Annotated in this window: 9 protein-coding genes; 4 read left to right on the top strand and 5 right to left on the bottom strand. The window is 64.2% G+C overall.

Annotated elements, in window-relative coordinates; all coding sequences use genetic code 11:
* Nucleotides 1-5 precede the first annotated feature (5 nt).
* On the bottom strand, nucleotides 6-2,117 hold the full coding sequence (locus tag LT40_RS06475; protein ID WP_420329684.1) for a TonB-dependent siderophore receptor: 2,112 nt from the start codon (nucleotides 2,115-2,117) through the stop codon (nucleotides 6-8).
* Between the two features lie 393 nt (nucleotides 2,118-2,510).
* Between LT40_RS06475 and LT40_RS06480 the strand changes: the two genes are divergently transcribed.
* Complete coding sequence (locus LT40_RS06480; protein ID WP_052393277.1) at nucleotides 2,511-4,199, top strand: Na/Pi cotransporter family protein; 1,689 nt, start codon at nucleotides 2,511-2,513, stop codon at nucleotides 4,197-4,199.
* Nucleotides 4,200-4,211: 12 nt separating this feature from the next.
* Here LT40_RS06480 and LT40_RS06485 read toward each other — a convergent pair whose 3' ends face one another.
* The gene (locus tag LT40_RS06485; RefSeq protein WP_052393280.1) at nucleotides 4,212-5,393 is read right to left on the bottom strand and encodes an MFS transporter; all 1,182 of its coding nucleotides are present in this window, start codon (nucleotides 5,391-5,393) and stop codon (nucleotides 4,212-4,214) included.
* Nucleotides 5,394-5,556: 163 nt separating this feature from the next.
* Here LT40_RS06485 and LT40_RS06490 point away from each other — a divergent pair, with 163 nt between their 5' ends.
* Nucleotides 5,557-6,753: an aminotransferase class V-fold PLP-dependent enzyme gene (locus LT40_RS06490; RefSeq protein ID WP_043187866.1), complete on the top strand. Its 1,197-nt coding sequence runs from the start codon at nucleotides 5,557-5,559 to the stop codon at nucleotides 6,751-6,753.
* Between the two features lie 87 nt (nucleotides 6,754-6,840).
* Here the strand turns inward: LT40_RS06490 and LT40_RS06495 are convergent, their stop codons facing one another.
* Together LT40_RS06495 and LT40_RS06500 are read right to left on the bottom strand one after the other, a co-directional pair.
* A complete protein-coding gene (locus tag LT40_RS06495) occupies nucleotides 6,841-8,133 on the bottom strand; it encodes a PQQ-dependent sugar dehydrogenase (protein ID WP_043187869.1) in 1,293 nt (430 codons plus the stop codon).
* On the bottom strand, nucleotides 8,130-8,558 hold the full coding sequence (locus tag LT40_RS06500) for a DUF2231 domain-containing protein (protein WP_043187872.1): 429 nt from the start codon (nucleotides 8,556-8,558) through the stop codon (nucleotides 8,130-8,132). The genes LT40_RS06495 and LT40_RS06500 overlap by 4 nt, the downstream gene beginning before the upstream one ends.
* 727 nt (nucleotides 8,559-9,285) lie before the next feature.
* Here LT40_RS06500 and LT40_RS06505 point away from each other — a divergent pair.
* The gene (locus LT40_RS06505; protein WP_410904129.1) at nucleotides 9,286-10,431 is read left to right on the top strand and encodes a methyl-accepting chemotaxis protein; all 1,146 of its coding nucleotides are present in this window, start codon (nucleotides 9,286-9,288) and stop codon (nucleotides 10,429-10,431) included.
* A gap of 39 nt (nucleotides 10,432-10,470) precedes the next feature.
* On the opposite strand, the gene LT40_RS06510 is transcribed toward LT40_RS06505, so the two are convergent.
* On the bottom strand, nucleotides 10,471-11,238 hold the full coding sequence (locus LT40_RS06510) for a CHAD domain-containing protein (protein WP_043187877.1): 768 nt from the start codon (nucleotides 11,236-11,238) through the stop codon (nucleotides 10,471-10,473).
* Between the two features lie 243 nt (nucleotides 11,239-11,481).
* On the opposite strand from LT40_RS06510, the gene LT40_RS06515 reads away from it, so the two are divergent.
* Complete coding sequence (locus tag LT40_RS06515) at nucleotides 11,482-13,452, top strand: BCCT family transporter (protein WP_148308519.1); 1,971 nt, start codon at nucleotides 11,482-11,484, stop codon at nucleotides 13,450-13,452.
* Nucleotides 13,453-13,463: the final 11 nt, after the last annotated feature.

Genomic DNA, 13,463 nt, shown 5'->3' on the forward strand with positions numbered 1-13,463 from the left:
GCCGATCAGAAGCTGTACTTGGCCGTCAGCATCAGGTTGCGCGGATCGCCATAGCTGTCGCCGCCATAACTCGCCGAGTTGGCGATGGAGTTATAGTACTTGCGGTCGAACACGTTGTTGGCGTTGACCTGCAGGTCCAGGTTGCGGTTGACCTGATAGCCGGCCATCAAGTCGGTCACGGCATAGCCGCCCTGTTCCAGGCGGTAGCGGCTGCCATCGGTCAGGTCGATGTCGTTGTACAGGCGGCTCTGCCAGGAAAAGGTGCCGCCCACGCGCAGCTTCTCCAGCGGGCCCTGGAAGCGGTAGGTGGTGGTGACCTTGAACAGGTGCTCGGGAATGTCGGTGTCGAAGCGCTGGTTCTCGTTCTGCGGGTTGGCGCTGTCCTTGAGCGTGTGCACCCGTGCGTAGGTGTAGCCACCGCCCACCTGCCAATTCTCGGTCAAAGCCCCCTGCAGCTCGAAATCGATGCCCTGGCTGCGCACTTCACCGGACGCTTCGTAGCAGCTGAGCTGCGGGCAGTTCTCGACGAAGATCTGCACGGCGCGGTTTTCCTGATCGACCCGGAACAGCGCCAGGCTGGCATTCAGCGCGCCATCGAAGTACTCGCCCTTGATGCCGATCTCGTAGTTCTTGCCCTGGATCGGCCTGACTGGCGTGCCGCTGGTGTCCTGGGCACTCTGCGGGGTGAAGATGTCGCTGTAGCTGGCGTACAGCGAATGGTGGTCGTCCAGATCAAAGATCAGCCCGGCGTAACGGGTGACATTGCGCGTGACCTTGTAATCGCCTTCGCCATCGCGGTTGTCATAGTCGTACCAGTCCAGGCGGCCACCGAGAATCAGCTTCAGCGGATCGGCCAGGCTCAAGCGCGTGGTCATGTACACGCCATCCTGGGTGGTGACTTCGCGGTCGTTGTCGGTGTGGGTGAAGTTCGGCTTGCCGGCGTTGATCGGCCAGTTGGTGTCGTAGGGATCGTAGTTGTGCGTGGTCATGTCGTAGATGCGCCTGCTGGCGCCGACCACCAGTTCGTGAGTACGTCCCAACGCCTGGAACGGCCCGCTGACGAAGGCATCAAGGCCAGCCTGGTTTTCATCGTGTGCCGACTGGTACACGGTACGTGCCAGGGTATTTTCGAACCAGCGCGATTGATAAGAGCCCGAGAACAAGCCGTTCTGCTCGGCATAGTTGGCGTTGACCTGCAGGTTCCAGTCGTTGGCCAGGCGCTGGCGTACTTCCGCGAACACGGTGTTGATTTCCTGGTCCTTGTTCTCCCATTTGGTGCCCGGGTTGTACGAGCGGGGCAGGTCCAGGTGATGACCGTCCTGGCCGATCATCGATGAACCCCAGAAGTAATTGGTCTTGTCCTTCTGGTGAGAAAAACCCACGGTCAGCAGGGTGTCTTCGCTCAGGTCCGCTTCGGTCACCGCGTAGAACAGGCCATGGTCCTCTTCCACGCCATCGATGAAGCTGTTGGCATCGCGGTAGGACGCCACTACCCGGCCGCGCAGGGTACCCGCCGGGTTGAGCGGGCTGGAAGCGTCGATCTCGCCACGGTAGTCGTCGTGGCTGCCGGCGGCGCCGGTGAGGGTGACCTTCTGCTCGGCGAGCGGGCGTTTGCGCACCAGGTTGATGGCCGCCGAGGGGTTGCCGGCACCGGTGACCAGGCCCGTCGCACCACGCACGACTTCGACCCGATCGAACATCGCCAGGTTGGGCTGGGCGCCGATGGTGACGCCCGAGTAGCCGCTGGGGATACCGTCGTACATCAGGTTGTCGATGTCGAAACCGCGTGCCGTATAGGCCTGGCGACCGGGGCCGTTGGCATAGCTGAGGAACAGGCCAGGGGTGGCGCGCACCGCATCGTTGATGCTGGTCATGGCCTGGTCGTCCATGCGCTGGCGGGTGATCACGGTCACTGCCTGGGGCGTTTCGCGCAGGCTCAGTGGCAGCTTGGTGGCCGTTGCCATGCTGCCGGTGGTGTAGGACTGGGAGCCCTCGGTGTAGCTGCCCAACTGGAATGCGTTCGAGGTGATCTCGCTGGCACCCAGTTCGATGACCCCAGGCACCTGGCCCTGGGTTGGGGTGCTGTCGGCGGCCAGGGCTGGGGCCATCGTGGCCATGCAAATGGCCAGGGCCAACAGGTTTTGCGGAGAGTTGGGGAACTGCGAACGGGAAGGGCGGGACATGAAAAGCTTCCTGGCTAGACAAAGGCAATGCGAATCGTTAGCACTATTGTCTCAGAAATTTCCTACGCACGTCGCCCATGACGGCAAAAAATGTCCTGTTGCCGCGTCACGCTTGAGCGGCGCGTCAATCCTTTCGCGACGTTCCCGGACGCGGCTCGCAAGCCTCTGTAGCAGCGGCGCAAGCCGCGTCAGCTGCACTCGGCCACTACACCGGTGGTCGCGGCAATGGGGGATAGCGACGGTGCGTCACCCATATGTCACATTTCATGTCTAGCTTCGACCCTCACACCCCGGGCGCCGCCATCCTCCCTACCGCACAGAGCCGCCATGGAAATCGATATCTTCAAAGATCTGCTGGTCCCCGTCATCGGCGGCCTGGGCATCTTCATGCTCGGTCTGGAGTTCATGTCCGATGGCATCAACAACCTCGCCGCCAACCGCATGCGGGCCTGGCTTGCGAAGCTGGCAGGTACGCCGGCGAAAGGGCTGGCCGCCGGGACCGTCATCACCGGCGTGCTGCAATCCAGCACGGCGATGACCGTCATGGTGGTCGGACTGGTCAACGCCGGGGTGGTGGGTCTGCGACCCGCGATCAGCGTGATCATGGGCGCCAACATCGGCACCACCCTGGGCAACGGCTTGATCGCCATGCCGCTGGGTCCGCTGGGGCTGATCTTTGCCGGGCTGTTCGCCCTGGTCTATGTCTTCAGCAAAAACGAAAAGACCCGCCATCTGGCCATTGCCATCATCGGTTTCTCGCTGATCTTCTATGGCCTGAACCTGTTGACCGGCGGGCTCAAGCCCCTGCGCGAACTGCCGGAAGTGATGTCGGTCATCTCCGGATTGCGCGCCGACAGCTACACCGGCCTGGCCATCTGCGTACTGACCGCCGCCGGCATCACCGCCATGATCCACTCTTCATCCGCGACGATCGGCATCGTCATGGGCCTGGGGGCGGCTGGCATTCTGGACTGGCAAACCGCCGTGGCGTTCTCCCTAGGCGCCGACCTGGGCACCACCGTTACCTCATGGCTGGCCTCGCTCAACCTGTCGAAGAACGCCAAGCGCGCGGCCTATGCTCACATCGCCTTCAACTTCATCGGCGTTGCCGTGATGTTTCCGCTGTTCTTCTTGTCCATGGACATCCTGCAAGGCGCCATGGGCCTGTTCGGCATGGACGTGGCCCGCTCGGAAACCGTCGACGGCAAGGAAAGCTTCCCACTGGTGCCCGTGGCGGTGGGGCTTTATTCCATCGGCTTCAACATCTTCAACACGGCGTTGATGTTCCCCTTCATCGGCGTGTTCGACCGCGTGCTTTCGCGTATCGGCGCCAGCCGCAGCGACGAGGAAGACTACGCCGTGCCGCGCCATCTCGACCGCGCTGCACTGGCCAACGTCAACACCGGCGTGGCCGCCGTCAGCCAGGAACTGACCCGCTACAGCCAGGGCATGGGCCTGCTGCTGCACGCGGCGCGTGGGCAGTCCCAGGCGCTGAAGAACGCCGTGGAACACGAGCACGCGCTGGACACCCTGAGCCAGGAGATTCGCGGCTACACCGCGCAGATGTTCAAGAACGATGTCACGGCGCGGCAGACCAACCTGCTCGCCAGCCTCATCGAGGAAGAGGACTTCAGCGCGAGCCTGACCCGGACCCTGTCGCAGATCGCACGCCGCATCGAGCGTCAGGTGTTCTGCGCCAATGCCCGCAAGATCGTCGACGCCATTCTCGATATCGTCGAGCCGGCCGTGCGCAACGGGCCGCAGGGTACGTACCTGCCGAACGCCCATGCCAAGGATCTGCTGGCCCTGCGCGAACGCTGCCTGCAAAGCGAGCAAAAGCTGGGCTGGGACGAACGTGGCGCGATCCTGGCGTTGCTGGGCAGTGCCGAGCGCGCGCTGAATCTGGTTCAGCGCATCGCCGAGGAACGTCTTTCGGTGTCACGCGAGCTGGACCAGGGCGACCCAGCCTCGGCGGCCGACCACGCCCCGTCAGGGGTGTTGGCCAAACCGTTGTAGCTTGAGTCGGCGCTAGCGGGCGGCGGCGGCCGGGGCCGTGGCGTTGTACCAGGGCCGCAGCAGACTGAGCAGGCCCAGCAGCGCCATGCCGGCGCCCAGCCACAACGGGGCGCGCAACCCCAGGCCGGCATCGATCACTGCACCACCGGCCCAACTGCCCACCGCCAGGCCGGCGGTGATCACCGAGGTGTGCAGGGTGTTGACCAGCGCGCCGGGCTCGGCGGCCTTCATCACCCGCGCGACCATGGCCGGATTCAGCGCCACCCCGGTCAGGCCAACGGTGAGGAAACAGGCCAGGTTCAGCCAGAATATCTGGCCGGCGAGGGCGAATCCGCCCAGGGCCAGCACCAGCAGGGCCAGACCCCAACCGAGGGCGGCGAAGGTATGCCGATCGGCGATTCGGCCCACCACCATGTTGCCCAGCACGTTGGCCACGCCGTACAGCGCCAGCAGCGGCGCGACCTGGGCGGGAGCCACACCGACTTCCTCGATCAGGATCGGCGTGCAGTAGCTGAACGCAGCGAAGGTTGCGCCGATAATCAGGCCGCTGGTGATGTAGGCGCCCCAGAGGCTGCGATTCTTCAGGCTGATCCACTGGCTGCCCAGCGAGGGCTCGTCCCCGGCCTCGGCGCGCGGCAGGCGCGTGGCGACCAGCACCGTGCACAGCGAGGCCAGGGCCACCACCAGCCAGGCACTGGCCCGCCAGCCATAGTGATGTTCGACCCAGGCGGTCGCCGGCACGCCGGCCACGGGCGACAGCATCAGCCCGGCCAGCACCACCGAAATGGCCCGGCCACGGTCCTGCAGGCTCACCAGCCCCGCGCACAGGGTCATGCACAGGCCGATACAGGCGGCGCTGGACACGCCCATGACGATGCGTGCCACGGCCAGCACCGTATAGGTCGGCGCCGCGGCGGCCAGCGCGCCGGCCAGCACGTACACCGCCAGCAGCCCGACCAGCGCCCGCTGATTGCTGATCCCACGCGACAGCAGCAGCACCGTGACCGGTGGCCCGCCCAGGGCCATGCCCAGCGCATACAGGGCAATCAGGTTGCCGACCTGGGCCAGGCTCACGGAAAACGCGGCGGCCAGCGCCGGCATCATCCCGGCCACCATGAACTCGGCGGTCACCAGCGAGAAAATCGTCAAACCGAGCAGGTAGACGGTCGGCGGAAGCTTGGAACGGGTGGTCATGAGCATCTCGGACAAAAATGAAGCTGGCTACCCTAGGGATTGTTGAACGAATGGTCAAATAACCGAGGGCGCTCTGTTCATGTCAGCGACGACCGGCGCTGCCCCTTGCATCCCACCTCCGGCAAAGCGATGCTCAGTGCCTTCCCCTCAAGAGCGTGCTGTCATGCCCTGCGTAACGCAAAGCCCCGCCGAATTGGCCATGGATGAAACCTTCTGGACGGACGTTGCTGCACGCTACCCACGCGACGACGGACCGATCAATCTCGACGGCGGCTATTTCGGTCGCATGAGCCAAGGCGTGGTAAGCGCCTATGAAGACGCGATCCGTCAGGTCAACCGCAGCAACTCGGTGCACGTGCGCCAGCACTTCGACAAGCATGAGGCCGATGCCATCCGCCAGCAGCTCGCCGAGCTGATGGGCGTGCCCGCAGGCGAACTGACCTTCGCCCGCAGCGCGTCCGAAGCCTTGTACTCCCTCATACGCAACTACAAGCACCTGCAGCCTGGCGATCAAGTGTTGATCAGCGACCTGGACTACGGCTCGGTGCAGGGTGCCTTCGACTGGCTGCAGCAGGCACGCGGTGTCGAGCTGGTGCGTCTGGTCCACGAGCACCCTGCCAGCTATGAGGGTTTGCTGCAGACCTACCGCCGGGCCTTCGCCACTCATCCGCGGCTCAAGCTCATGGCCTTGACCCACGTCACCCACCGTACCGGGCTGGTCATGCCGATCAAGGTCATTGCTGCCGAGGCCCGTGCCCACGGCATCGACGTGATTCTGGACGGCGCCCATTCGCTAGGTCAGATGGAGGTCGATCTGGACGACCTGGGCATCGAGCTGGCCGGTTTCAACCTGCAGAAGTGGATCGGCGCGCCGCTCAGCCTGGGGGTCATCCACGTTCGCCGCGAGCGCCTCGCCGATTTCTCGCCGGACATGGGCAACCCCAGCTACCCGGCCGACGACATCCGCTGCCTGACGCCCTATGGCACGCCCAACGTGCCAGCGCTGATGAGCCTGCCCACGGTGTTTGCCGAGCACCAGGCGCTGGGCGGCTGGCCAGTGAAAGGCGCACGCCTGCGTTACCTGCGCGACCTGTGGCTGACGCCTGCACGAACGTTGCCGGGTATCGAAGTGCTCACGCCCGACGATCCGCGGCTGTCCTGCTGCATTGCGTCGTTCCGCTTTCGTGGCGTAGAGGACCAGCAAGGCAAGATCGACCAGCTGCTTGCCCAGTTCGATATTTTCACGGTGGCCCGCGACGGCTCGGCCTGCGGGCCGTGCATTCGGGTGACACCAGGAATCAACACCACGCCCGCCGACATGCATGCCCTGGTCGAGGCCTTGACGGTGATGAGTCGCTAACGGGGAGGGGTGGTTGCAACAGAGAACCGGCGCGCTGGACGCACGCCGGTGGGTAGCACCTCGGGGCAGGGCGCCCCAAGGCCAGCCTCAACGGCTGGGGGTGACCCGCCAGATGGTGTTGGCCAGGTCGTCGGCGATGATCAGCGCGCCGCGCGGATCGACCGTCACGCCTACTGGACGACCACGGGTCTTGCCATCGTCGCCGCGGAAACCGGTGGCAAAATCGATCGGCTCGCCGGCAGGCTTGTCCCCGGCGAACGGCACGAAAATCACCTTGTAGCCCACGGGGTTGTCGCGGTTCCAGCTGCCGTGCTCACCGACGAATGCACCCTGGGCAAATTTCTCACCCATGGCCGGGATCGAGAAGTCCACGCCCAGTGCGGCGACGTGCGACCCCAGGCTGTAATCAGGCTTGACCGCAGCAGCGACCTTGGCCGGATTCTGCGGCTGCGCCCGTGGGTCGACGTTCTGGCCCCAGTAGCTGTACGGCCAGCCATAGAACTGTCCTTCTCGGACCGAACTCAGGTAATCGGGCACCAGGTCCGGACCCAGCTCGTCACGTTCGTTGACCACGGCCCACAGCTGGCCGGTACCCGGTTGGATGGTCAGCGCCGTTGGGTTGCGGATACCCGTTGCATAGGGCTTGTGCGCACCGGTCTGGGCATCGATCTGCCAGACCATGGCGCGGTCGATTTCGACCTCCATGCCACGTTCGGTGACGTTGCTGTTGGAGCCGATGCCTACGTACAGGTAGCGGCCGTCGTCGCTGATGGCCAGCGACTTGGTCCAGTGGTGGTTGATCGCCGAGGGCAGGTCGGCCAGTTTGGTCGGTGCCGCGCTGGCCTTGGTCTGCCCGTCGGTGTAGTCGAAGCGCACCAGGGCATCCTGGTTGGCCACGTACAGCTTGCCGTCGGCATAGGCCAGGCCGTAGGGCGCGTTGAGGTTTTCCGCGAACACCGTCTTTAGCTCGTAGGTGCCATCGCCGTCGGCGTCGCGCAACAGGGTCAGACGGTTGCCGCCCTTGACCTGGGTATTGCCCTTGGCCTTGATATAGCTGGCGATCACGTCCTTGGGCTTGAGCTTGGCAGCGCTGCCGCCACGGCCTTCGGCGACGATGATGTCGCCGTTGGGCAAGACCAGGGTCTGGCGCGGAATTGCCAGGCCAGTGGCAATCGCGCTGATGGTATAGCCCTGCGGGACGGTAGGCTTGCTGTCACCCCAAGCCACCGGCTCGGCGATTTTCATGCTCGGCAGCAGGCCGCGCTGCGCTTCCGGCAACTTGGGATCGGGCCCGCGGGCCTGGGTGCTGTCGGCTTCGCTGCCGCAACCGGCGAGCAGCAACGCAACGCTGATGGCCGTCAAGGCGCCTGAATAGTTCATCGAACACCTCCGGAACGCAGATTGGTCAAGCCTACCCATGCCGCGATCAGCGACAGTACCGTCACGATCACTGACAGGATCAGGCCTGAGGGCATGACCGCCCAGGCATCCTTGGCATGCTCGAAGGCATTGACCAGCCCCAGTACCCAGGTCACCAGCAACAGCAGGAAATACAGGACCGGACGGCCGCCCTTGTGTTCGGCACGGACCAGGTTGATCACCGCGCACAGCAGCGCCAGGCCGCAGAACACCAAGGCACCGGCGATCAACCAGGCGGCGAAGTTGGCCCACTGGATCTGGTAGCTCTGGGCATAGGCAATATCGCTCAGAAGTCCGCCCAGAAACAGCGGCACGGTGCCGGCCAGGAAGATCGCATGCAGCGGGCCTGGCCTGTGTCGATAGGCAAGTTGAGTAGAAGTGGTCACGACAATTCCTCATCAAAGGACAACATCGGCACGGGTGCACCGGCTGGTCAGACGCGCACGTTGCGCATAGGAGAGGATTGCCCGTGATGACCGTTAGTTCACAAACCTTCGTGTCGAAATATTATCGAGTGCCAACCAGTCGTCGACGCGCGCGGTCGACGAACCTGGTTTGCGTTCAAGCAACCCATGATCAAGGCCGATACAGCATTAGCCCGTGCGTTCGCAGGGCCTAATCGCGAGGTCTTTCATGTTCAAAACGTCTCTGCGCGCCCAGGTGCTGGCCTTGCTGGCCGGCGGGTTGCTCATCCTGCTGCTGATTGCCTTGGGCAGCTTCAAATTCCTCGCAGAAAGCCTGGATGACTACACCCACCTGGTGGCCGGCCCGTTGCGGGCCACTGAACTGGTCGATCGTGCCAACGTTCAGTTCAAGACCCAGGTGCAGGAATGGAAAAACGTACTGCTGCGCGGAAAGGATGCCAAGGCCGCAGACAAATACTGGGCACAGTTCCAGGAGCAGGAGCGTGCGGTAACGGCCACCTTGCAGGCCCTGGTCGAGCTGCCTGGCGTGCCCGCCAGCGTCAGCCAGAACGCCCAACGCCTGCGCGCCGAACACACCGCACTGGGTGCGGCGTATCGCCAGGGTCGCGACGCCTTTCTGGCCAGTGGCGCCGACGCTGCCATCGGTGACAAGGCCGTGGCAGGCGTGGACCGTGCCACCAGCGAGCAGATGAATGCCCTGGTCACCGAACTGCGCGGTTTCGCCGACGCGCAGTCGCAATCGATCAACGAGCAGGGCCACCAGGCGATCATCTGGGGGATCGGCATCATGCTGTTGTCCGGCCTGTTGATCACCGCTCTGAGTTTGTGGCTGGTCAACCGCAATCTGGTGACGCCGGTGCGCGACCTGATCGCCTACGTGGCGCGCCTGAGCCAGGGTCATCTGGCCGAGCGTGTGGTCAACCATCGCCGCGATGAGCTGGGCAACCTGGCCGTGGCGGCGAACACCCTGCGTGACTTTCTTGCCGATACCTTTACCCGCCTGCAACGCAGCACAGCCAATCTGGACCAGGCCAGCGGCGAGTTGAACACCATTGCCGCAGTGATGCTGCAGGGCACCAACGAGCAGTTCGAGCGCACCGATCAAGTGGCCACGGCGATGCAGGAAATGTCTGCCACCGCGCAGGAAGTCGCCCGCCATGCCGCCGGCGCGGCCACCGCCGCCGCCGATGCCGACCGCGAGGCGCAGAGTGGTGAGCAGTCCATGCAGGCGACCATCCACACCATCACCCGCATGCGCGGCGAAATTGCCCTGACCGGCGATGTGATTCGCCAGTTGCGCGACGACAGCGGACGCATCGGCAAGGTGCTGGAAGTGATCCGCGGCATTGCCGACCAGACCAACTTGCTGGCGCTCAATGCGGCCATCGAGGCGGCGCGGGCAGGGGATGCCGGCCGTGGTTTTGCCGTGGTCGCCGACGAGGTGCGCACCCTGGCACAACGTACCGCCGCCTCGACCCTGGAAATCCACCAGATCATCGACACCGTGCAGACCGGGGCGGTGAACGCCGTGCAGGCTATCGAAAATGGCCAGCAGCGCAGCGATCAGGGCGTCGAGCAGGTGGTGGAAGCCGGGCAGACACTAACGCGCATCACCCAGTCCATCGAGGCCATCAGGGACATGAACCGGCAGATCGCGACGGCCGCCGAAGAGCAGAACGCGGTGGTCGACGACATCGCCCAGAACCTGGTGGAAATCACTGCGATCGCGACCACCAACCAAGCCAACGTCGATCGGACCCAGAGCGCCAGCAATCATCTGCATCAGTTGTCGGCGGAGCTGGGCCAGGTCACTGCGCGCATCAAGGCAGCCTGACCTGATCGCCGCGCTGCAATGGCGCGGCGACCTTCAACATCACTTGCGCTTGGGCAGCAGGCGCGCCAGCCTGCGCAGCTCGACCTCGGCTTTTTTCAGCTCGGCGGCCGAGTCCTGCGCCCAGACCTTCGCCAGCGGTTGCAGGTCGGCTTCAACCTCCGCCTTGAGGCACCACTGATGGTGGTCGTGCCATGAACCCAGCGCCGATTGCACGGCCTTGAGCGATTTTTCCGCCTTGGCCGACAACGGCGACAATTGGGCGAACGCCTGAGTGAGGTAACGCGTGCGTTTGACGAGGATGCGCAGTTCGTGCCGATCGAACTTGGCATCCTTGAGCGCGCGGCGCAGCTTGTCGACGTGCTTGTTCAACGTCTTTACCACGGTGCGCTTGAAGTGCGCCGAGTCCATGCCGGGCTCGCTGGCACGGAACGCGGCTGGCCAGGCATCGAGGGCCGTGAACAAGGCCTGCAGGGTAGGGTGCTCGACGATCAGCCGGTGCTCTATTTCAAGCCGTGCGCGACGGCTGTCGGCGGCGCCGTCCATGCCACGCTTTTGCAGCTCCTGGGCCATCACTTCCAGGTCGCGCGTGGGCGTGGTGAGTTGCCCCACGGCCTTCGCCGCCTTCAGCAGCGGACCCATGGCCGGCACCGATCGCACCGGAATCAACAGGCTGCGAATGCGTCGCACGGCAATGCGCAGATCGTGCAACGCTTCGGCATCCGCCGCGGTTTCCAGGCGAGCCCGCGCATGAAAGAGCGCCACCTCCAGCGCGATGATCTCCTTCACGTACATGTCGACGAATGCCATGGATCCTCCTGTTGATAATCGAGTGCGATGATCGAGCGGGGCGTCGCTGCGACGCAGAGTCATCGATAGACAGAACGCCGCGCGCAATGGTGCCCACCCTGTCGGACGAATATGTTTGCAAATACATCTGCCGCTGATCCACAGCCGTACTGCCCGCTTCGGTAAACCTCGAGCGCCACCTGCGGTCACACCTACTCATCCCATTGCACGCACGCGCTGCACCGCCCCATCAGGAGCTTTTCAATGACTGTGAAGTCAGACCCCGTCGAGACCTCGACACTCAACCCGCCGGTCTTCTGGATTTCGGCCATTCTGCTGCTCTTGCTGGTGCTGTTCGCCAGCCTGATGCCACAGCAGGCGCAAACGCTGTTCGCCCACGTGCAGGACTGGATCTTCACCAACGTCAGCTGGTTCTACATTCTCGCCGTCGCGGTGATTCTGGGCACCGTGGTGTTCCTGGGCGTCAGCCGCTACGGCGACATCAAGCTGGGCCCGGACCACAGCACCCCCGACTACAGCAGCATGACCTGGTTCGCCATGCTCTTCTCGGCGGGCATGGGTATCGGCCTGATGTTCTTCGGCGTCGCCGAGCCGGTCATGCACTTCCTCAACCCGCCCTACGGCGAAGGAGCCACGGTTGCCGCCGCGGGCGAGGCGATGAAGATCACCTTCTTCCACTGGGGGCTGCATGCCTGGGCGATCTACGCCATCGTCGCACTGATCCTGGCCTATTTCAGCTTCCGCCACGGCCTGCCGCTGACCCTGCGTTCGGCGCTCTATCCCCTGATAGGCGAGCGCATCTACGGTCCCATCGGGCATGCCGTGGACATCTTCGCCATCATCGGCACGGTACTGGGCGTAGCCACCTCGCTGGGCTTCGGTGTGGCGCAGATCAACACCGGTCTCAACGCGCTGTTCGGCGTACCGGTGTCGATCCCGATCCAGATCGCCTTGATCATCGGCACCACTGCACTGGCCACCCTGTCGGTGGTGTCGGGGCTGGACAAGGGCATCCGTCGCTTGTCCGAACTCAACCTGGGCCTGGCGGTGTTGCTCATGGCCATGGTCATGATCCTCGGCCCCACCGTGCTGATCCTGCAGACCTTCGTGCAGAACACGGGCGGCTACTTGAGCGAGATCGTCAGCCGAACCCTCAACCTCAATGCCTACCAGCCCACCGACTGGATCGGCGGCTGGACCCTGTTCTACTGGGGCTGGTGGCTGGCCTGGTCACCGTTCGTGGGGCTGTTCATCGCGCGCATCTCGCGCGGTCGCACTATCCGTGAGTTCGTCACCGGGGTGCTGCTGGTGCCTACCGCGTTCACCCTGCTGTGGATGACCGTGTTTGGCAACACCGCGATTCACATGATTCTCGAACAGGGCATGACCGACCTGGGCATGGCCGTGGACAAGGACACCTCGCTGGCGCTGTTCGCGTTTCTCCAGCACTTTCCGTTCTCTGGCGTGATCAGCGCCCTGGCGATCATCATGGTGGTGGTGTTTTTCGTTACCTCGGCCGACTCCGGCGCGATGGTGGTGGACATGCTCGCCTCCGGTGGGTCGGAAAACACCCCGGTGCGCCAGCGCATCTTCTGGGCCTCGAGCATGGGCCTGGTGGCCATCGCATTGCTGTTGGCCGATGGTCTCAAGGCGCTGCAAACCGCAACCATCGCCAGCGCATTGCCGTTCACCCTGGCGCTGTTGCTGAGCATGCGCGGCCTGCTCAAGGCGCTCAAGCTGGACGCCACCAAGCGCGGTCTGCGCCATCAGGCCCTGGCCATTTCCCCAAGCACGCCACGGGCTGGCGGTAACTGGCAGCGCCGTCTGCGTACCCTGGCGATGTTCCCGCGACGTGCCCACGTGGTCCGCTTCATCGAAGAAGTGGCCCGCCCGGCTTGCCTCAGCGTCGCCGAGGAATGGCGCCTGCAGGGTTACGACTGCACCGTGGAAGATGGCGAGGAGGGCGGTGTGCGCCTGAGTGTCGGCCCGACCGACGATGCCTTCATCTATGAAATCCGGCCCCATGCCTACGCCACGCCCAGCTTCGTCATGAGCGGGCCGACCGGCGAGGAACGCAAGTATTTCCGCGCCGAAGTGCACCTGCGCGAGGGTGGCCAGGACCACGACGTCATGGGCTGGTCGCGCGATGAGGTCATCGGCGACATTCTCGACCACTACGAACGCCACATGCACTTCCTGCACCTGGTGGGCTGACCGGCTCGCCG

The organism is Pseudomonas rhizosphaerae (genome assembly GCF_000761155.1).
GTDB classification, from domain to species: domain Bacteria; phylum Pseudomonadota; class Gammaproteobacteria; order Pseudomonadales; family Pseudomonadaceae; genus Aquipseudomonas; species Aquipseudomonas rhizosphaerae.

Coding starts and splice junctions, on each gene's coding strand:
- LT40_RS06475 (WP_420329684.1), bottom strand. CDS start 2,117: ATGGCCACGATGGCCCCAGCCCTGGCCGCCGACAGCACCCCAACCCAG.
- LT40_RS06480 (WP_052393277.1), top strand. CDS start 2,511: ATGGAAATCGATATCTTCAAAGATCTGCTGGTCCCCGTCATCGGCGGC.
- LT40_RS06485 (WP_052393280.1), bottom strand. CDS start 5,393: ATGACCACCCGTTCCAAGCTTCCGCCGACCGTCTACCTGCTCGGTTTG.
- LT40_RS06490 (WP_043187866.1), top strand. CDS start 5,557: ATGCCCTGCGTAACGCAAAGCCCCGCCGAATTGGCCATGGATGAAACC.
- LT40_RS06495 (WP_043187869.1), bottom strand. CDS start 8,133: ATGAACTATTCAGGCGCCTTGACGGCCATCAGCGTTGCGTTGCTGCTC.
- LT40_RS06505 (WP_410904129.1), top strand. CDS start 9,286: ATGAATGCCCTGGTCACCGAACTGCGCGGTTTCGCCGACGCGCAGTCG.
- LT40_RS06510 (WP_043187877.1), bottom strand. CDS start 11,238: ATGGCATTCGTCGACATGTACGTGAAGGAGATCATCGCGCTGGAGGTG.
- LT40_RS06515 (WP_148308519.1), top strand. CDS start 11,482: ATGACTGTGAAGTCAGACCCCGTCGAGACCTCGACACTCAACCCGCCG.